Here is a 21,000-nt window from a genome sequence, read left to right on the forward strand (position 1 = left end):
GAATTTGAAATGCAGCGGAGAACATGTTATATCATGTAATTTTCGTTACATTTTCTAAATTTTTAAATTTAACTTAACAAACATCAATCTCCGCTGCATTTCAAATTCCAAAATCCGTAAATCAAAGCGAGGCTCTTAAACGAAGTTTAAAAGGTACTTCCATATGGGCTACGGAACGCTCCAGCACCAGTTGGGCTGCCAGTTCCCCCATCTTCTGAAAATCAGTGGAGATAGTGGTGATACCATTCAGGATAATACGTTTCAACGGTGTTTCATTGTAGGAAATCACACCCACCTGTTGCCCTACCATCAACCCTTTGGTATTGATTCTTTCAATCAGTTTTACCAGGTCGTCTTCCATCAGCGTAATATATACCTCCCCTTCCTGTATCGGTTCATCCTGTGCGTCGTGTAATATTTTGTAGGAAAAAGCGTAATCCTGACAGAAACGGATAAAACCTGTCAATAGTTCTGAAGGGATATAACAATCATCCGGGAAGATGATCTTTAGCGTATGGTATTTACTCAATGCAGGCCTGGCTTCACGCAACGCATGGTAAATATCTTCCTCAAAATTTTCGTACACCGCTCCAAAATCGCCGGTGATACCATCTACCTTTTTATCAAGGATCACCAGTTTGTCTTTAGGTAATGTGTTGATGATGGCGTGCGCCTTCTCCCCTCTTTCTGTAAAATGAGGGATGATCACATAGTAGGAATAATCTTCTCTTTTATTGGTCAGCAGTTTTTTGAACAGTGCATAGTCATTGTTGTAGATATAAAAATCCACCGCCACCTGATCGCCCAATGCGGTGATGAATGCATCATACACAATTTTTTTATGTGCGCTCAGTTTATTGAACAGCAGGAAAATACGGGGAATAGCTGGGACTTCACTGTCCGGAATAAAATACCCTTTGCCCGGTACGGAGCCCAGCACACCGGTCTTTTTCAGGTAACGGTATCCTTTCTCCGCCGTATCCCGGGAGATATCCAGTTCAAAGCTCAGCTCATTGATAGAAGGCAGAACATCCGCAGGTTTGATTTGACCGTTCTCCAACCCTTTCAGGATGGAATTGGCCAGCTGCAGGTATTTCGGCGTGGCTGAATATTCGTCGATGACAATCAGGTCTATCAATCTGGGTGCTTTCATAACTCAAAAGGATTGAAAGATGTAATTACCTTTCTGCGTCAGGGAAAAAAACATATAGCCGTTATTTTTACCAATCCAGGATACGTCGTTTCTGGGTGCATAACCACCGCTTACCCAGGCTTCCTTATCATTCACCAGTACTTTTTGACCTTCCTTGTAAGGTATGCCTACAAAGACTTCCGTACCTGGCAGTACATTCAGTTCTATTTTCACACCATCGCTGGTAGTAGCAAAACGTGTGGTGATACGCCCTTTTACCGTTTCATGCGTACTGCCTGCAGCCGATAATCCTCCGGGCGCCGGCATGACCAGGTAGCGGCTGTAGCCTGGTTTGAGCGGTGTTACACCACTCACATATTGCGACAGTAAAGTCAATGGTCCGCCGGACCAGGCGTGGTTATTGGTACCGCCTTTATTGTCGCCAAACAGTTCATTGAGTGTAGTGTATTCATTGTCGATCATTCCCTGGTAGCGGGATTTCATCCGCTCCAGCGCGGCCTCCGGCTGTTGCATCAGAAACAGGCTTTCCAGTACATATTTTTCCATATAGGGACTGGCATGCCGGGCCGTTTTCAGCAGACGTACAATCTCCGGGTACTCTTCGGGTGGTACGATACCGGCTATCACCGCCATGGCATTGGCACGGTCATCGGTTTCGCCTTTGTAATCAGGGGAACGGTAAACATCATTCTGCCGGCAATATTTCCGGGTAGCCAGGATCACCTGTTCAATTTGTTTTTTAAGCTGGGCGGCGTACGCCTTATCCCCGTGCAGTTCCGCGATGGTGAGCAATACCTTCGCGGCCACTACATACCAGGCGTTGTCCAGTAATGAAGCATCGATATTGACGCCCCAATCAGGCAGGTCCCAACCGCCTTTGCGGTGAATGATCATACCACGTTCCTCTATCTTCCATAGCGACAGGTATCTTTTCAGCGCAGGATAAACATACAGCATGGTGGCAGTATCGCCGGTATAACGGTAATAGGTATCCATTCCGTGGATGGCCGCCAGCATCTGTTGCGGCAGTTCCCTGTTCCAGTTACCGGCAGGTATGGGAGAATATAAGCTGCTGTCAGCCGCCTGCCAGTCCACCAGGTTTCGTATAGCCTTTCTGGATAGTTGATTGGCATTCGTGTCCAGGGCATAAAACGTTTCACCTATTTCAGTCGCTACATCGCCCCACCACAGCGCTCTTTCACGGTCCGGGCAATCGAAGTAGTTATCCCGCATATTGACGTACAGGGTGCGTTGTGCTTTTTTCCATAGGATATTCAGTGCGGAGTCGCTGCTATGGAATACGCCGGACAGTTCTGTATTGTAGCCACTTTCGCGGTATTGGAGCGACCGCACTTTTACACCTGCCGGCATCACATATTTTACAAAATGGCCGTTCATCCAGGCCGGCGTTTCAAACTCCTGTTCACCTTCCCGGGTGATATACTCCGTACGGACGCTGGCCAGTTCCGGATTTCCCGCGGTGAGGTAATTATCTGTGAGCAGCTGGATTTTAATTCCCGCCGGCGCCGAAATCTTAAATGCCGGGGTGACCTGTGCGTTATAAGGCAGGCGGCACACGAGGGTATCGCCTTTCTTCACCGGCTCACCGATATAATTTTTCAAACCGGATTCACGGAAGAAGGGAATATCTCTTTTTACCAGCTGGTTCCATGGCACCACCGGTGGTATGCCATAGTCCGATACCGGCTGCCATACAATGTTACCCGCTTTGGATGCATCTACACCCACATTTGTTTCCGCAAGGCGGTAATTCGGTTGTATACCATCAGGTTGGTAGTATTCGGGGAGCCGCCGCGCTTTCCAGGATGTACGGCTGTTAAAGGCTTCGTCCTCACATTGAAACAACAACGCGTTACGGCCGCTGTTTTTATGTGCAAAACCTTCCTTTCCCCAGAACCAGGTATTGATGATAATTTCATTCTCTCCTTTTTCCAGGAAGGGTCCGATATCTATTTCATCGAAATAGGTATCACCGGGATTAGGCCCCCGTTTTAGTTGCCCTTCCCGCACCACCAGGCGGGAGTTGATCCACAGCATGTATTTACTATCGGTAGCGATGCGGGCCATCACACGCCGTTGTTTACTGCTGCGTATAGCCTTAACAGTGTATGCCACCCATTGATTGGAAGCAGACGATGTGTCCAGCCCTATCCAATGGGCAGTCCATTTATCCTGTGCCGTGGCCGACAAGGACAGCAGGCATAACAATAGCAGTATGTATTTTTTTATGGGCATATCAGGCATAGTGTTTCAGTTGCACAAGATCGGCGGGCACGGGTTGTGTATTCCAGCTATCGTGTATCACCAGGGCAGCGCCTACTGCAGAAGCCTGGGATACCGTGGCCGCATATACGTCCATCTCCGGGAAGGCTTTTGCCAGCAGGTGCATGTAGATGCTGTTACGGGCAAAGCCACCATCTACAAACAGCCGGCGTACCGCAGTATGGCCCAGTACCAGCCTGGTTGCCTGCCGTTGTTGTTGCACCAGCGACATTACCAGGTGATGATAAGCGACCGCACTGTTTTCATAACGCGACGCTTCCAAAATACTAAATTCCGGTGATTGTGCTAATTGTTCAACGATCTGCGGATCATATAGTAACCCCTTAAAGTGCTGCGGATCTTCTCCAAAAAGTACAGCGATCTGCTGCACCGCCGTTTCATGTATATGTCCGGAAAATAAACGGGAAGATTTTACCGGCAAGCCATCGTAACGGATATAACAAAGGCAGTCCTGTTGCAGTTCTTCCGTGGTCAGCGGTTCATGGTTAAAGGGGTTCATACTGATGCACCAGGTACCGGTAGACAACAACACAAACGGCTCCGGGAACTGCAGCAGGTAAGGTACCAGTGCAGCGGAGCTGTCATGTATACCCACGCCTACCGGCAGCTGTGATCCGGTCACGTGTGATGCAGGCGCGATAGGCGGCAACTTGTCGAGCCACCCTTCTGCTGTCACCCAGGGATGATACTGGTTGCACGCAAAATCCCAGAGAGCAGTATGGCAGCCTATGCTGGTCATCTCCGAAAATACTTCTCCCGAAAAAAGATAGCTTAAAAACTGCGGCAGGTGTAACATATAACGGGTACGGCTAAACAGCGACAGCTGGCAATGCCTTACCCGGTACAACTGCAATCCGCTATTGAGGCTTCCCAGCGCCGGCGAAGCCGTTTGATGAGAGAAGGACTCCCGGCCGCCATAAGTATCATAAAACCGGGTGGACAACTCCTCCGGATATGGTTTCAGGTAGTTATACAGTGGGGCGGCAGGGTCGCCGTTTTCATCGATATATACAACGCTGGCGCCATATGCCGATATATTGACTGCTTTGATCGTTACGTCTTCCATCGCCAGTACGGCAGCGAGTTGCTGCCGCATAATACTGATCAGCAGGAGCAGGTCTTCACAGGGATCACCGCTCTCGTCGGTGATCTCCTGCATAGACGTTTGCTGCTCAAAGACAATACGGTATTGTTCATTGAGCATCAACAGTTTTTTATTGGTTTTTCCTATATCGAAAACCGCTATAACGGGAACGGGCATGTGGAATTTATTTTACGCACCGGGTAGGTAGCTATAACCCGGTAGCAATCGCAGTTTTACCTCTTTCACGGACCAGTTGCTCCCGCACTTTTTCCTGCCGGAATGCAGCCAACGGGTCTAACGCCCCACCTGCACGGAGGCGGGCTTCCGCCAGCAATGGCCGTACATCCGTGCGGAAAGCATGTTGCAGGATTTCCTGGGCCAGTACAGCATCGTTGTTGTTTTGCGCAGCCGTGAGCTGATCGCGGTCCACCAGCAATGCCTGTGCATAAGCGATACGGATTGCCTCCACCGACTGTAGCAGGTCTTCCAGCGGATCTTTCACGTTGTGACTCGCATCGATCATCCAGCCCATATCCGTGGCGTGTTGCATGTGACGGGCATCCATGCCTTCTATCAGTTCATTGAAGATAAGGAACAGCTGGTAGGGGCGGATAGCGCCTACCGTGAGGTCATCGTCACCATACTTGGAATCGTTGAAATGGAAACCGCCCAGTTTTCCTTCGCGGAGCAGCAGGGCCACAATTTGTTCGATGTTGGCATTGGGAAGATGATGGCCGAGATCTACCAGCGTAAAGGCTTTGGGACCCAGTTTGGAAGTATATAGCAGCGACTGTCCCCAATCTCCCACTGTTGTAGAATAGAAGTTAGGTTCAAACGCTTTGTATTCGATAAATAGTTTCCAATCGTCCGGTAGTCCCTGGTAGATTTCTCCGAAACTTTCCAGCGCGTTATCGAAAGCGCGGCGGAAATTAAGTTGCCCGGGAAAACAGGAGCCATCGCTCAGCCAGATGGTGAGTGCCTTTGAACCCAGGTCCCGGCCATATTGTATCACTTCCAGGTTATGCGCAATTGCCTGTTGGCGTGTATACTTGTCCGTGTGTGCCAGCGAGCCGAATTTATAGCTATGTTCCTGTCCGGGCTGGTCCTGGAAAGTATTGGAGTTCATGGCATCGAACTGCAGTCCCAGCTGAGAGGCTACCGCGCGGATATGTGCCGCATTGGAGGGGATATCCCAGGGTATGTGCAGGGAAACCGCGCCGCTGCCGCGATTGAGCGCGTGCAGAAGGCCGATATCTTCCAGTTTTTCTTCCAGTGACCGGGGCTCGCCCCAGCCCGGGAAGCGGCCGAAGCGGGTACCGCCGGTACCCAGCGCCCAGCTGGGGATAGCCACCTGGAAGGCGATCAACTTAGCAATGATATCTTCTGTATGTGGTATTTCCTGGCGGAGGAATTGGAGCCTGCGTTGGTGCGCCGCCGTTAGCGGTTCATTACAGGCTGCGATCCGATGTTGGTCTATCTGCATACAAACTGTTTTTATTATCTGACAAAAGCAGCGGCGATGCCGCCATCCACGTTGAGCACATTGCCGGTGGATTTATGAAGCAATCCGCCTGCCAGGGCAAAACAAGCGTTGGCAATATCTTCCGGCAGGATGATTTCATTGAGCAGGGTACGTTTGGCATAGAAAGCCGGCAGTTCCGCGACGGTGATACCGTATGCTTTCGCGCGGCCTTCCGCCCAGGCGCCTTCCCATATTTTACTATCCGAGATCACCGCATCCGGGTTGACTACGTTGACGCGTATACGATCTTTTCCCAGTTCCGCTGCGTTGAGTCTGCTAAGGTGCAGCTGGGCTGCTTTAGCCGATCCGTAAGCGGCGTTGTCCGGGCCGCTCATCAGGGCGTTTTTGCTGACGATATTGATCACATCGCCACCGAGCTGTTGTTTTCTCATGATGGCCACGGCAGCCTGCGTAACGAGGAACTGTCCTTTTACGAGCACATCATAGAGCAGGTCCCAGTCTGCCTCCGTATGGGATTCCAGCGGTTTGGAGATAGACAGTCCCGCGCTGTTCACGATCATATCTACCCCGCCAAAAGCCAGTGCAGCCTGTTCAAAAGCCTGCCTGATGGTATCCGGGCGGGTAACATCCAGCAAAGCAGCCGTAAAAGCATCTTTCCCTATCTGTTGTTCAAACTCCTTACCGGCGGTCTGCAAGCGGGTTTCATCATTATCGCTGATGATCACCACCGCGCCTTCCGCTACAAATTTGCGGGCAATCGCTTTACCGATACCGCCGGCGCTGCCGGTCACCAGTGCAATCCGTCCGCTGAGTGCTTTGGGCTTAGGCATCCGCTGCAGTTTAGCTTCTTCCAGCAGCCAATATTCTATATTAAAAGCCTCCTGCCTTGGCAACGAAATATACTCAGAAATTGCTTCAGATCCACGCATTACATGGATAGCGTTGATATAAAACTCTGCCGCCACACGGGCTGTTTGTTTGTCTTTCGCAAACGTAAACATGCCGACACCCGGCCACAGCACCACGACAGGGTTAGCGTCGCGCATCGCCGGACTGTTATCGTGTTTACATTGCTGGTAATATTCCGCATACATCTTGCGATAAGCTTCAAACAAAGGCGCTATCCTGTTTTTCAATACCGGCAGGTCTTGCAGGTCTTCTTCCGGTTCCAGGTCCAGCACCAGCGGGGATATCTTCGTACGCAGGAAATGATCCGGGCAACTGGTGCCCATCGGCGCCAGGCGGTGCAGGTCTTTCGCGTTGATAAATTCCATCACGTCGGGCGCATCCGTAAAATGTCCCACCATAGATTGGTGGGAAGAAGCGAAGCCCCGCAGTACCGGCGCCAGTGCAGCCGCCTGGGCGCGGCGTTTGTCTGCCGGCAGCTCCGCGATCACCGCGCCGCCGAAAACGGCGCCCTGCTGCGCTACTTTCGCATCGATATAATCCGCCGCTTTATCGATTATTTCCAGGGTGTTGAGATAACATTCATAGGCCGTATCGCCCCAGGTGAACAGGCCATGGGAACCGAGGATAATACCCCGGATACCCGGATTATCGTGCAGGCATTTCCGTAGTTGCAGTCCCAGGTCGAAGCCCGGGCGTTGCCAGGGTACCCAGCCAATAGCGCCGCCGAACAGTTCTTCCGTGATACGTTGTCCGTCTTTCGCCGCAGCGATGGCGATGACAGCATCCGGATGCAGGTGATCGATATGTTTAAACGGCAGGAAAGCATGCAACGGGGTATCGATGGATGGAGGCCGGGAAGCGGGATCATACAGGCAGAGGTTAAACAGTTCCACCATTTCATCTTCAAAAGCGATACCGCGGTATACCTTCTCCAGGTTGCGAAGCCGGTCGGTATATAAAGCTGCGAGGCCATTGCGTTTCAGCGTGCCGAGGTCGCCGCCGGAACCTTTTACCCACATCACTTCCGTTTCTCCGCCGGTAAGCGGGTCCGGTACTACGGCCTTACAGGAAGTATTGCCGCCGCCGTAGTTCGTCAGGCGCAGATCAGCGCCCAGTAAGTTGGAGCGGTATATCAGCAGTGCTACTTCATCGCCGGCCATGGCCGCTGCGGTAGCATCATCCCATAAATAACTGACATTTTTAAACTGTGTTCTTTCCAGCGACATACAAATATTTATTTAAGAGAATTTCCGTAACCAACAATTAAAACAGACAAGAGAATAGTGAGATTACCCAGGACAATCGTGATTTTAGCCTTATTACTCACCCCTTTCCACTCTTTCAGCACCAGTCCCCAGAGATTGGCAATCAGGATAATAAAGGCCATGTGCAGTATCCAGGAACTGGCGCCGTTACCCAGCTTGCTTTCGCCCATGCCATAGAAGAAAAACTGTAAGAACCAGGTGGTACCTGCCAGCGCAGCGAAGAAATAATTCGACAACAGTGGGGTGGTGCGGTTGTTATAGTCCTTGTAGGAACGGTTACGCAGATTCAGGAATACACACCATACCAGGTTGGTAGTAAGACCGCCCCAGAGCAATACCACGTATGTCACGTTGTTCTGATACAAAGGGTTTAATCCCTTTGCCACCGCCATTTCCGCCATACTCTTCCCCGCTTCTATGCCATATACAAAACAGGCGCTGAGGATACCCGATATCACACCTACGATGAGTCCTTTTACCACATTAAACTCCGCCACTGTTTTTTTCTTTTCTTCCTCCGGCAGTTCCTTTTCTTTCATCATGCCCGCTTTACCGCAGATGCAGATGCCTGCCAGGCAGACCAGCATCCCCAGCAGTACTACCTGTCCCCAGGTGCCGCCCAGCATTTCGCCCAGCGATGTTTTCCCCGCCGTAGGAACGATGTTGTAATACACTGCCGGTACCAATGCGCCAAAGAGCGAACAGCAGCCCAGCATCACGGAGTTACCCAGCGACATGCCCAGGTAGCGGATTCCCAGACCATAGGTGAGTCCACCGATGCCCCATAACAATCCGAATACATAGGTCGCCGTTAGCGTGCTCCACGATGCCTGTGCGATTAATTCCGCGAATCCGGGCAATGTAAGCCATGCCGCTACCGGTGGAACGATCAGCCAGGAGAAGAGGCCTCCTATGAGCCAATAGGATTCCCAATGCCAGCCTTTTACTTTTTTAAAGGGCATATAGAAGCTACCCGAGGCGAAGCCGCCTATGAAGTGGAATATGATACCTGCGATTACAGCCATGTGGAATTTTTGTATCTGTTTTTACTAAAGTAGAAATTTCGATGGGCCGGGCTGTCATGTACTGTTATGGGCAGGTTTTCTTCTGCGGGGAGATGATAGCCGGAGGCTCATATGGATCGGATTTCGATCATTTACAAGTGGTTAACATTTGGAGGAAGAGATTGGAGGATATTGCGTGTGATAAAACATCAAAAATATGCTACTGAATATTCCGCAACTGGTTCAATTAGGCAAGGAACTATTACTGTCTCCTTCTACATATATCAAACTTTTTGAAGAGAACCGTCAGTTTATTACATCGACAAAGTTTATTCTCCCAGGTTGGGAAGTAATGAGATAAATGGTGTGTGAAAGTAACTTTTAGATCGTTAAGCGCTACCAGAGAATATATATTATCAAAACATTAAATACTACCAATCACAGACCCGAAAAGGGGTTGGGGATATTAGAATTATTTTTTAGTTCAATTTTATCCCAAAAACCAATACAGGGAGGCATCTTGAGCTGTCAAGTATTACTTGACAGCTCAAGACTAAAGCCAGGAAAGAATTACAAGCGACAAGAAGTATACAAAATATGCTTTTTCAACCTAAAAACTAAATCCAGAATGAAGTCTTGAACGTCAAATAATATTCGACTGTTTCATTTCATCTATTTTTTAAAAAATTGGAACATGATGTCTAACTGCCAAATAATATTTGACAGTTGATTTAAAAATATAAACTTAACAGGGCGCTGGATTAGCAAAAACCACGTATTTTGTAAAAATTCAATTTTTCTGTTAATTAATAAAATCAATCATGTTCCTTCTGACGTCATCAAACAATAAACATATGCTAATCTATCAAACACAAGATGGAGAAACATCTATTGATGTCAAATTAGAAGACGATATGATATGGCTTACTCAAGCCCAGATGGTTGAGTTATTTCAACAAACCAAACAAAATATCAGCCTCCACATTAGGAATATTTATCAGGAAGAAGAACTTGATAAACTATCTACTATTAGGGAGTTATTAACAGAACGAGCTGAGGGAGCCAGACAAATAACCAAACCAACCAGTTTTTACTCCCTGGATGTAGTCATCTCCGTTGGCTACCGCGTTAAATCTCCGCGGGGTACGCAATTCCGTATCTGGGCCAATAAAATATTAAAAGACTATCTGATACAGGGATACGCACTGAACGAACAACGCCTGAAAGAGCAAACGGAACAACTAACATCCCTGAAAAACACCATCCGGCTGTTGGGGAATGTGCTGGAAAGTAAGCCGCTACAAGCGGATGAGGCAACTGGATTACTGAAAGTATTAACTGATTATGCCTATGCATTGGACATATTGGACCAATACGATCATCAGCAACTAGCCATTACCAACACGACCACCAACACTATTTTCCACATCACCTATCCGGCGGCTATGGAGGCAATCCATGGATTAAAGGAGAAGTTTGGAGGTAGCAGCTTATTTGGTAATGAAAAAGACGACTCCTTCCAAAGCTCCTTGGCAGCCATCTATCAAACCTTCGATGGCAAAGAGTTATACCCCAGCATCGAAGAAAAAGCAGCGCACCTGTTGTATTTCGTTATAAAAAACCATTCTTTCTCCGATGGTAATAAACGGATTGCTGCTTTTCTCTTCATATGGTTTATGGAGAAAAATAATTTACTGTACAAACCCGACGGGTCCAAACGAATCGCTGACAACGCACTTGTAGCTTTGACGCTCATGATTGCAGAAAGCAAATCAGCAGAAATGGAAATGATAATCAGCGTAGTAGTTAACCTGATCAATATTTTGAACTAATCTTCTCTTTATTTACCTGCTATTTGGATATCTACACCCCTTCCACCAGCATCTGTTTCCGTAAATTCATAATCGCATAACGCACCCGGCCCAATGCCGTATTAATGCTGATGCCTGCTATCTGTGCCATCTCTTTATAACTCAAATCTGCATAATATCTCAGAATCACGGCTTCGCGCTGTACCGCCGGCAGCTGATCGAGCATAGCGCCGATCTCCTGGTTGGTTTCATGTGTGATCAGGTGATGCTCCGGGCTATGTTCCATCAGGTCCAGGCTATCTCCCATTTCATCGTTATAGGAAGCGATCGTTGTTTTGCCCCAGGCGCTGGCTTTACGGAAATGACTGATACAGCAGTTGTGCGCAATACGCACAGCCCAGGCGAGAAAACGGTTATTGTCGGCATACTGACCACTATGCAGCGCATTGACAATCTTGATAAACACTTCCTGAAAAATATCTTCTGCCAGATCGCGGTTACGCACCAGCAGCACGATAGTGGTATATAATCTGTTTTTATGACGATGTACCAGCGTGGTGAAAGCATGGTTATCGCCGCCTATGTACAGGCGAATGAGTTCGTGGTCGGTAAAATCATGATACTTGTTCATACACAGGTTTCAAACGTTAAAAAATAAGTTGAAGGGAACGGTCTCCCTCGACAGGGAGACCATTGTTTCTATATGCTGGAGGCTATGAGTAAATAACCTAGTCTTTAATCTGCAGTACTTGTTGCACCTGATAATAATTTTTCCAGTCCAGGCTGGCAGAGCGGGCGTTTACCCCACCGGGCACTATTACATAGCGGTACTGGTAACGTTTGCCCGTAGACGTAGTCTGGGTGCTGGGATTACCATTGGCAATCAGGCTGATGCTTTTGGAAGCCGCCACATAACGGATCAGCGTTCCATATTCATCGGTGTAAGGCAACAGCACAATGCTTTGCTGGGAAGGGGTCCCCAGGTTGATATACACATTCACCAATGCATTGCTTAATACAGCTGAATCCAGCTTAGGTGCGGGAAGCGTAGCAGCATATACCACAGTATCTACCGTACCATCGGGATTGGTAACCGTTTGGGCACCCTGGAAACGGACATCCAGCCAGCCGGAATAAATCACGTTGGCAGAACCGGGTTCGCCATCAGTACCTTTAGGACCCTGGGGGCCCTGCGCGCCATTATTACCTGCAGGACCGGCAGGACCTTGAGCGCCGTCTTTAGAGCAGGCCATAAAAAATACTACAACAGAGAGAATCAGTGCATAGGGCATGCAACGCAATACTTGTTTCATCATTACAGTTTGGATTTAAGTGTTTATTTTGATTGATTTTTTCTACCATACATTCCGCGGACACGTATCTCCGTATTTGTTGCCCAGCAGAAAACCGATCATCAGTTCATGCGATCCCTTGCTGACGGTATTCAGGGAAGATGCCGTATAGTCGTACGAGTAACCGATATTAAAAGTGGAATTGATGTTTACACCAAACATCCCTGCCACCCCATCATGCAGACGATAGGAAGCTCCCACCCAGAAACGGTCCCGGAACATCATGCGGGCGTTTACATCCACACTGACCGGCATAGCGGTGATAAACTTCACCATCACGGAAGGCAATACATTCATATCATCGTTTAACCATAACCGGTAGCCCGTGGTAAAAAAGAGATGTGGCACCAGTTTACCGCGGTATACGCTGTCACCGGCCAGTTTGCCGTTATCAAAACTGATGTTTTGCGGGATGATATTCTGAGCAGAGATGCCCGCGAAAAAATCCGCCGAATACAACCACAGCCCGGCGCCGATATCCGGGCGCCAGCGGTTCAGGACACCGCTGCCGTTGATAGCCGGATCATTAGGGTCCAGGAAACCTACTTTGCCGGCATCGAGACTCACCTGCTGCATACCAAGCGACAACCCTGCGCTGAGACTGGTCCTGGGCGAGAGATTGATATGATGCGCATATGCCGCGCTGATGGAAAACCGGTTAAGCGGACCAGCCTTATCATTCAGGATCGTCAAACCAGCACCGGGATGCGGCGGTGGTGTCGTATAGTCACGCCAGTAGGCTTTCCCTCTGGGGTTCTCTCCCTGCATTTCAAAACCGGTAGGCGACGCATTGCTGTAATCCGATTTACGCAATGGCCCGTGTATGGTCAGGTAAGTAGTCACCGGAGAACCGTTTAATCCGGCCCATTGATGCCGGTGACTCAGGCGCAGGTCCCAGTAGTTCTCTATTCCCGCTACCGCGGGATTGATGATGAAAGGATTCATGATATACTGCGTATAGTGCGGCTGTTGCTGGGCCTGCACCCACATCGCTATCATGCCTATCAGACCAGTTAACACAAACTTTTTCATGACTCAATGTTTTAGGTTAAAAACAGGTCCGCCCTATTTCTTCAGTATCGTGAAGGTGGTCCTTCTGTTCTTCTGCCGTCCTTCGGGGTTGTCTGAACCATCCGGCAGCGAGTTGGGTGCTATGGGCATGGAGGCGCCATATCCTTTCGAGGCGAGGCGGTGACGATCTATTCCCTTTTCCACGAGGTAGTCTACGCAGCTCCTGGCACGGGCTTCGGAGAGACGCTGGTTATAGCGCCGGGTACCGATACTGTCGGTATGGGCAGTCAGTTCTATCTCCATGGCAGGGTTTTCCTGCAGCAGGGTGACCAGTTTATCCAACGATGCAAAAGACTCCGGTTTCAGGGTGGCTTTATCATAGTCGTAGTATACGTTTTCCAGCGTCACAGGAGACGGCGGCGGCACAATAGGCTTCAAACACAACGCCGGCGCAGTAATAGCGGCGGTATCTTCATTTTCAGGAATACCGATATGCTGCGTTCCCTGCGTATAACCGACTGCGTTAGCCACGGCTACCAGGGGCTGGTATTCTTCCAGGGCGAAAGCATAACTACCGTCTGCTGCGGTGTTGCGGGTGGTGACCACCTGATTGCTAACGGTATCGACAATACGTACTTCGGCACCTGCCACCGGCGTATTAGAGCCACAGGCCACCACTACGCCGCTGAGCTGGCGCGGAGGCCGGTTTTTATGCAGGAAGAACAGCTCCAGGCAACATTCTGCCGCGCGGTCGGTGCCCAGCAGCACATCATCCAGGAGGTTACGGGTATTGCTATGGCTGGCAAAGTAAATGTCATCCTTCACGGAGTTCACCGGATACCCCATATTCACCGGCGTTTGAAAACTGCCCGGTTCGCCCTTGCTGCTGAAAAAATCGTAGCCGCCCATACCAGTACGGCCATCGGTGGAAAACACCAGCGTATGCGTAGCAGCGTGGTAATACGGCGCCTGTTCGTTGCCGGCGGTATTGATCACCTCTCCCAAATTGGCGGTGCTGACCGGCTTCCCGGTTTCATCCAGCGTAGCGTACCACAAGTCAAAACCACCCTGGCCACCAGGCCGGTCACTGGCATACAGCAAGTGTTTGCCATCGGGCAACACAAAAGGCTGTTGTGTATTGCTGCCGGGAACATTGATGAGCGCATCCAGGATTACCGGCTCTCCCCAGCCACTGCCGCTTTTTCTGGCAGACCAGATAGAAGCGATTTTTTTACCATGATCTATCTGCCAGCGGGTGATAAACAACTGCTGTCCATCGGGACTGATGCTAACAGCCCCCTGGTGCAGCGATTCCGGTTGGGGAACCGTCAGCAAACGAATATTGGCAGCCTGCCCGTTGGTATAATCTGCGGTATACACCCTGTTCACGAATCCTTTGTTTTTAGCCGGGTCGGGACGGGTAGAGGTAAACAGCAACGCGCCGTCGGCCGTCCAGAGCGGCGCATAGCTGGCGCCGGTGGTATTGAGTGCCGCCGGCGCCTTTTTTATTTCATAAAGGGAAAGGTCAGACCGTTTTAATTGGGCATTGATAAATGCGAGGTTTTTTACTTCCTTTTCGGCAGCGGCACTATAGCCATCCTGGGAACCGTAGCCCTGCAGAAAACTGTGGAAGGCTTTTTCCGCTTCTTCATATTTGCCGAGCGAACGCAACGAAACAGCATAGTAATAGGCAGCCAGCGGGAAGTGACGGCCATCGGCTTCCAGCACGGTTTCATAATGCGGCGCAGCTTTTTGAAAGTTGTGCAGGTTACGATAACTCTCTGCCAGTTTATACACGGCTTGTTGTTCGCTGCTGACAGGAATATTGGTTTTACGGCCGGCATTCACCGCTGCATAAGGCTTATAGGAGTCTTTCCGGAAAGCCTTGTTCCTGGTACCAAGGTATTTTTCATAATACTGAACAGCCGAATTATAATCTTCTTTTTTATAGTACTGGTCGGCCGCTTTCAGGTAATCGTAGGTAAATTGCGCCTGTAGCGTCATAGCGGCCAGTAACACGGATGCGGTAATGAATAGTTTTTTCATGAGATGTCTGTTACATGTAGAGATGAATTACAAACGGGGACATACAAATTCCACTTCCGGTGTTCTCACCTTCCGCCGTCCGATAAAAGTGAGTGATACTTCGAAGCTGTTAGAGCCCCGGGCCATCTTACTCAGGTCAGAGGTGTTGATATCATAACTCACACCCAGCATCATGGTTTTGTAGATAAAACCGGCGTGTGTGGTGAAAGCATCTTTGTAGCGGTAGTTCAGTCCCAACAGGAAATCCGTTTCAGCAGCAGCTTTCAGCTGACCATAGGCGCCGATCATTTTCTCCTGCGCCGGTCCCTGCTGCATGAACAGGAAATTGGGTGTAATACTTAGTATATCCGACAACGTTAGCTTCACACCACCGTGTATATTAAAACGCATAGGAAAACGGGCATCACCGGCAGCGGCAAACTGGTCCTGCGGACGGGTAAGATGCATCACGGAGAAACCGCCGTAGATATTGTACTTCTTGCCAGGGGTAGCGTCATAGTAGAGCGCACCTGCGCCGGCATCAAAGGAAAGCGACGAAGTCCTGGTGAGTATATCCGTTACCGGGTTACCGGGATTGTAGCCGGTCACCGGGTTCCACTGCTCGCCGAAAGTGAGCTTTGACGGGTCAAAGCGGCGCTGAATAAAGCCCAGCTGCAACCCAAAGTTGAGCTGATGATAATGCGCGGCATCCAGCTTCACGCCCGTATAGGCGGCACTGATATACCCGGTGGTATAGTTATATCCGCCGTCGCCGGCTGTTTGATTCAGGACACTGCCGCCGAAGTTGATGTTTTTAGCGGTCGGCACTTCTGCTGCTACACTATAGGTTCTGAATGGGCTGATATTTCCCCACTGTGTCCGGTATATCGCGGCTACCCGGTAGTCTCCGTCGAAAGCACCGGTGAGCGCCGGGTTGAGCCACGACGGATAGGTATAGTACTGCGAGAAATGCGGGTCGGCCTGAGCCGCCGCCTTCGAGCAGGCGAAGAAGAGGGTCACTGACATGAGCCATGTTGCAATAGTAGTTCTCATTTTGCTGTCCGTGTTTTATGTGAATAATGTTCGTTATCGGATGATAGCCACGTACCCGGTAAGTGGTGCAAATCCACTGTGAAGGGTGATGACGTAATAGTAGGTACCTACCGGCAACGGGTTTCCTTTGAAACTGCCGTCCCAGGGCTGTGCATAACCGTTGGACTGGTACACCCGCTGTCCATAGCGGTTGAACACTTCCACCTTGCTGCCAGGATAGTCGCTCAGGTTGTAGATCACCCATTTGTCGTTGATGTTATCTCCATTGGGAGAGAAAGCATTCGGCGGGTTCACTGGTTTCAGCACCTTGACAGACAGCTGATCGCTGGCGATACAGTTATGTTTACCGATAGCGGTCAACGTATACACCTGATCATGTAAAGCCGGAATAGAAGGCGACAACAGCGTCGGATTGGGGAAGTCGGCCGCCGGTTCCCAACGGAACTTCAGGTTCACGGAATCATTGGCCGTAGGCCTGAAAGTGATCACGGTACCCTGCGGCACCACAAAGGACTGGCCGGCATCAATCACCGGTTGCAGGTATACCACCACTTTGCTGCTGAAAGGCGCGGACGTACATCCGGCCACGTTAGTAACCTTCAGTTGTACGGTATATTCGCCAGGCTCGGTGAATTTTTTCACCGGGTTCTGCGCGGTAGCGGTACTGCCATCCCCGAATTCCCAGGCCCAGCTGTTGATATTACTGCTGGCATCAGTACTTTGATCTGTGAAGATGTTATCTGTTCCCTGGCACAGGGTGTCTGGTGATACTTTGAAAGCCGCAACCGGCTGACCGAAGAAGGCTTCCAGCCGTTTGGTCGTATTACCGGTGCAACCAAATGCAGAGGTGGCGGTGAGCACTACATCAAATGGCCCATAGGCGGTATAGTTATGGAGCGGATCTTTCAACGCAGAGGTAGCGCTGGCATCCCCGAAGTTCCACTGCCAGGTAAGGGCGGAATTGTCCTTCACCGTACTCAGATTGGTGAACTTCGCGCTACCTTCCGGCATACACACGGAAGCGGGTAACTGGAAATTCACTTCCGGCAACGGATGTACCGCCACCGGGGCGGTAGCGGTATCGCTGGCACATTGATGGTCGCTGATGGCCACCAGTTTAACGGTATAGTTACCGTCGGCAGGGTACAGCACATTAAATGGATTATTATTACTGGCGACGGTCTGTTTACCATTACCGTCATCCCACTTCCAGGAGATAATAGTACCGCTGCTGATGGTAGATTGATCGGTGATCGCCGCAGGCTGCCCGAGGCACACGCTGGCAGCCGCGGTAAAACCAGCTACCGGCTTCGGATACACGATCATATCAGTAGCAACGGAGTCCGTACAACCGGTGCTGGCGTCAAACACAAACCAGATCTTATGGGTACCGGCGCCGGCCACCGATGGGGTGAAGTTCCCGGAAGAATCGGTACCAGGGCCTTTATAGTAGCCTTTACCGGTTACCCCGTTCTGCACGGTAGCGTTAGCCACTTTAATGCTTCCTTTCACGTTCACGCATATACCATTTACCGGCGCATAGGCCAATTGTGGCTTTAGTTTAAAGCTGGCTGCGATGGTAGTATCCTTCGTACAGCCTTTATCGGTAGTAACCTGGTATTTGATATTGTAGGTACCAAACTTCGTATAGGCGTGTGAAGGCGACGGCAACAACGACGTATTCGGATTAGCGGGCGTAGCGCCGGCATCACCAAAATCCCAGCTGTGGCCGGCAAGCGTTTGGGCATCGGGTACGGTAGCGGTGCTGGTAAACTGTACCACACCATCTACCGGCAGACAGTCGCCCGGGAAGGTAAAGGCTGCATGTGGCTTGGCATACACGGTAATAGTTTTGGTAGCGGTATCACTGATACACAGGTCGCTCACTTTTACCACATGTTTAACCGTATACGTTTTGAATCCATTATAGGTCATAGACTGTGGTGCGTTGGTAGTGGCTTTCGTCACCGAGTCGTTACCAAAATCCCAGTACCATTCCTTCAATGGCGCAGTGCCGCCATAGGTGGAGTTGTCTGTCAGTTTCACCGGTGCGCCTTCACACAAGGCAGGTACATCGCTGGCGAAATTCGCCACTGGTTTGGCGGAGGCAGTCACCTGAAAAGCGGTGTCTCCCACACAACCGTCGGCAGATATCACCGTCAGTTTTACATTGGCGGGTCCCGGTTGAAAAGCATGATGCACTTCAATTCCGCTGTCTACAGCCGGACCGGGGAATTCCCATTTCCAACGGTTTATTTTATAATCAGGCTGATTATTATCTCCCTTAAAGATGGCACTATCTAACGTACAACCCGTGTACGTATAGCTGGAAATAGCACGGGGCTTCGTTTTTACCGAAATAGTATACCCTACTTTTTCCGTATTGGTACAGTTCTCAATGGACGGATGGGTAGACATGACCGTGATATCAAACTCTCCGGTGCCGGCGAATTTATAAGTGCCTGGCAAGGTATATTTATAGTAAGTGATACCGTTGATCACCACGGTAGCAACTGGTACCGGCGCGTTCACGGTAACATCTGCATTGGGTGTAATAGCTGCACCCAGCAGGCTCAGTTTCCACACCATCTTCGTAGGCTTATAAGCCATCAGGATAGACAGTTCCACCGGCGTTTGCGTACAGGTAAAATCATTGCTGGCTTTGGAAGTATCGTATTCGTTGTGAATAGCCCCTACTGCATTGAGGTTGTTGATCATAGTACCGGCATTGTACCCGTAACTTTCCACGCTGCCCAACCCATAGGTAGTAGCCGTAAAAGCGGAATCACTGGTAACAATACACTGCGCCTGTGATGCATTCCAACGTTTCACCACTACGGAATAACCCGGCATATTGGGATGCGGATAAGAAGTATTAAACGTAGGATTACCATCAATCAGCAACGAACTGATACCGCCGGTAGGTATAATCAGCGTGAGGTAATTGACGGTGATAAACTCGCGGTTATTACGGTAAAAACCGGTTCTTTTAATAGCCTGCTCAATCGGACTGAGATAAACCATTTCCGGATCACCCAGCGGGTCAGTGTTACCGCAGGAACCGGAAGAAGGCATGTATTGCGCTACCAGTACGGGTTTATCGGCTTCTATGTAATCGGCGGTATTACTTTTATATTCGTAATAGGAATTAGCAATCAAGGGACCAGGCATGTTGGCGCCGTTCATCTTCACCACGGTAGTAGGGTCTTTCACCACCACTTTAAACATCGAATACTGGTTGGATGTAGGCGTAGCCGAATGAGAATAAGGCGCGGTCAGGTAACGTTTGCCCCAGGCCTGGAAAGGAAATACCTGCTGGATATTATTGTCCCCACTTCCCCCGCTGTTGGTACACGACTGCGCGGTACGGCTACTACCGGAGAATACAGCCACCGGATAACATTCTCCGATTGAATTTCCTATAGACTTCACCGTTGTACCGGTTAGCTCCCTTCCCTTGGAACCGCCCAGCGAAGCGCCTACCAGCTGGTAGATATCTCCCCGGTTAAGCGTTACCGTGAAAGGAACGCCCGGAGCACGGCCGTTGCGGGTCAATACGGAAGGGGTAATTTCTACAACCGTATTATTCTGGTTGGCCACTACAAACATCCAGGAAAAACAATCGGAGGCATAGTCCTGCTGACTGTTGACGGAGATATAGGAATAGCCCCATGTTTCCTCCGGCATCAGCATAGTAGCACCGGAAGAAGCACTGCCGAAAATATGTGCATAGGCCACTATCGGCACGTTACTGTGAATATGAATGGCTTTGTTATTGAACGTACCTTCCCCACCGGTACCGCCGAAAGACGGCGGTGGTGAATACAAGCGGGCATCGAAGCCGCCCGTTTTAGGAATCAGGTCCGAAGCAATAACGGTGTTGGCAGGGATGTTGTAAGTGCGCGTCCAGGCGGTACCGTTAATGGTAACGGTGACCGTAGCAGGTTGCTCGGCACTCAGGTACAGGATCATTTCCTGGGAGTTACCGCCTCCCGGCTCCATGAACTGATGATGTCCGTAGCCAACCCAGAAGTCCTTCCCTTTGTTGGAAAGATTCTGGGCGTGTGAACTAAAGGCTACGAACTGCAACACTAACACAGATATGGTTATGACACATCGCTGTAGCAGTCGGCTGGCAGGATGATGGGATATTTTGGTTAACATCTTGTACAATTTTTCATCATGAAATGATTATTGTTTGATGATCATCTTTGAAGTCCTTGTTCCGTCCTCAAATAATGCCCGCAATAAATAAGGTCCCTGTTCCAGGCCTGATACCTGTACCAGGTGGTCTTTCCCCGGTAATGCTACCCGTCTCACCTGCCGGCCATCGAGGGCGTAAATAACCAGCTCCCGCAGGTTCTTCACGGATTTTATATGTACCGATGCCGTAGCGGGATTAGGATAGGCAGTGATGGTGCGGGCGGCGTTGAGCAGGCTGTCTATTCCCTGCCGGCAGCTGTGGGCTGCTGCACGGGTTATTCCCCCATGCAGCAACGCAGCTGATATTATGAAAGCAAGCAAGTTTGTTTTCATCACCTTTCGT

General features: G+C 49.9%; 14 protein-coding genes. 1 reads left to right on the top strand and 13 read right to left on the bottom strand.

The window, feature by feature from the left end; all coding sequences use genetic code 11:
- Nucleotides 1–121: 121 nt before the first annotated feature.
- Genes ICL07_RS19675 through rhaT form a run of 6 tightly spaced genes read right to left on the bottom strand, consistent with a single transcriptional unit; the run spans nt 122 to nt 9,223 of the window.
- Nucleotides 122–1,153: a GntR family transcriptional regulator gene (locus tag ICL07_RS19675; RefSeq protein ID WP_188089724.1), complete on the bottom strand. Its 1,032-nt coding sequence runs from the start codon at nt 1,151–1,153 to the stop codon at nt 122–124.
- Nucleotides 1,154–1,156: 3 nt separating this feature from the next.
- Nucleotides 1,157–3,409, bottom strand: coding sequence for an alpha-L-rhamnosidase-related protein (locus ICL07_RS19680; protein WP_188089725.1), 2,253 nt, complete (start codon nt 3,407–3,409; stop codon nt 1,157–1,159).
- A gap of 1 nt (nt 3,410) precedes the next feature.
- Nucleotides 3,411–4,718 carry an FGGY-family carbohydrate kinase gene (locus tag ICL07_RS19685; RefSeq protein ID WP_188089726.1) on the bottom strand — a complete coding sequence of 436 codons (1,308 nt, stop codon included), beginning with the start codon at nt 4,716–4,718 and terminating at the stop codon, nt 3,411–3,413.
- A 31-nt stretch (nt 4,719–4,749) separates the two neighbouring features.
- Nucleotides 4,750–6,024, bottom strand: coding sequence for a sugar isomerase (locus tag ICL07_RS19690; RefSeq protein ID WP_188089727.1), 1,275 nt, complete (start codon nt 6,022–6,024; stop codon nt 4,750–4,752).
- Between the two features lie 14 nt (nt 6,025–6,038).
- Nucleotides 6,039–8,159, bottom strand: coding sequence for a bifunctional aldolase/short-chain dehydrogenase (locus ICL07_RS19695; protein WP_188089728.1), 2,121 nt, complete (start codon nt 8,157–8,159; stop codon nt 6,039–6,041).
- 8 nt (nt 8,160–8,167) lie between these two features.
- Nucleotides 8,168–9,223 carry an L-rhamnose/proton symporter RhaT gene (gene rhaT / locus ICL07_RS19700; protein WP_188089729.1) on the bottom strand — a complete coding sequence of 352 codons (1,056 nt, stop codon included), beginning with the start codon at nt 9,221–9,223 and terminating at the stop codon, nt 8,168–8,170.
- Nucleotides 9,224–10,056: 833 nt separating this feature from the next.
- Between rhaT and ICL07_RS19705 the strand changes: the two genes are divergently transcribed.
- Nucleotides 10,057–11,034 (top strand): virulence RhuM family protein/type II toxin-antitoxin system death-on-curing family toxin, encoded by a 978-nt coding sequence (locus tag ICL07_RS19705; RefSeq protein ID WP_246485095.1) that lies wholly within the window; start codon nt 10,057–10,059, stop codon nt 11,032–11,034.
- A 31-nt stretch (nt 11,035–11,065) separates the two neighbouring features.
- On the opposite strand, the gene ICL07_RS19710 is transcribed toward ICL07_RS19705, so the two are convergent.
- From ICL07_RS19710 to ICL07_RS19740, 7 genes are all read right to left on the bottom strand, one after another.
- Complete coding sequence (locus ICL07_RS19710) at nt 11,066–11,644, bottom strand: RNA polymerase sigma factor (protein WP_188089731.1); 579 nt, start codon at nt 11,642–11,644, stop codon at nt 11,066–11,068.
- Between the two features lie 97 nt (nt 11,645–11,741).
- Entirely contained in the window at nt 11,742–12,329 is a 588-nt protein-coding gene (locus tag ICL07_RS19715) for a collagen-like triple helix repeat-containing protein (protein ID WP_188089732.1), read from the bottom strand.
- A 39-nt stretch (nt 12,330–12,368) separates the two neighbouring features.
- On the bottom strand, nt 12,369–13,397 hold the full coding sequence (locus ICL07_RS19720; RefSeq protein ID WP_188089733.1) for a PorP/SprF family type IX secretion system membrane protein: 1,029 nt from the start codon (nt 13,395–13,397) through the stop codon (nt 12,369–12,371).
- 33 nt (nt 13,398–13,430) lie between these two features.
- A complete protein-coding gene (locus ICL07_RS19725; RefSeq protein WP_188089734.1) occupies nt 13,431–15,422 on the bottom strand; it encodes an OmpA family protein in 1,992 nt (663 codons plus the stop codon).
- 27 nt (nt 15,423–15,449) lie between these two features.
- The gene (locus ICL07_RS19730) at nt 15,450–16,454 is read right to left on the bottom strand and encodes a PorP/SprF family type IX secretion system membrane protein (RefSeq protein WP_188089735.1); all 1,005 of its coding nucleotides are present in this window, start codon (nt 16,452–16,454) and stop codon (nt 15,450–15,452) included.
- A 33-nt stretch (nt 16,455–16,487) separates the two neighbouring features.
- The gene (locus ICL07_RS19735) at nt 16,488–20,618 is read right to left on the bottom strand and encodes a PKD domain-containing protein (RefSeq protein WP_188089736.1); all 4,131 of its coding nucleotides are present in this window, start codon (nt 20,616–20,618) and stop codon (nt 16,488–16,490) included.
- Between the two features lie 27 nt (nt 20,619–20,645).
- Nucleotides 20,646–20,990, bottom strand: a complete 345-nt coding sequence (locus ICL07_RS19740) for a T9SS type A sorting domain-containing protein (RefSeq protein WP_188089737.1) — start codon at nt 20,988–20,990, stop codon at nt 20,646–20,648.
- Between the last annotated feature and the right edge of the window lie 10 nt (nt 20,991–21,000).

The organism is Chitinophaga qingshengii, assembly GCF_014529935.1.
Lineage (GTDB): Bacteria > Bacteroidota > Bacteroidia > Chitinophagales > Chitinophagaceae > Chitinophaga > Chitinophaga qingshengii.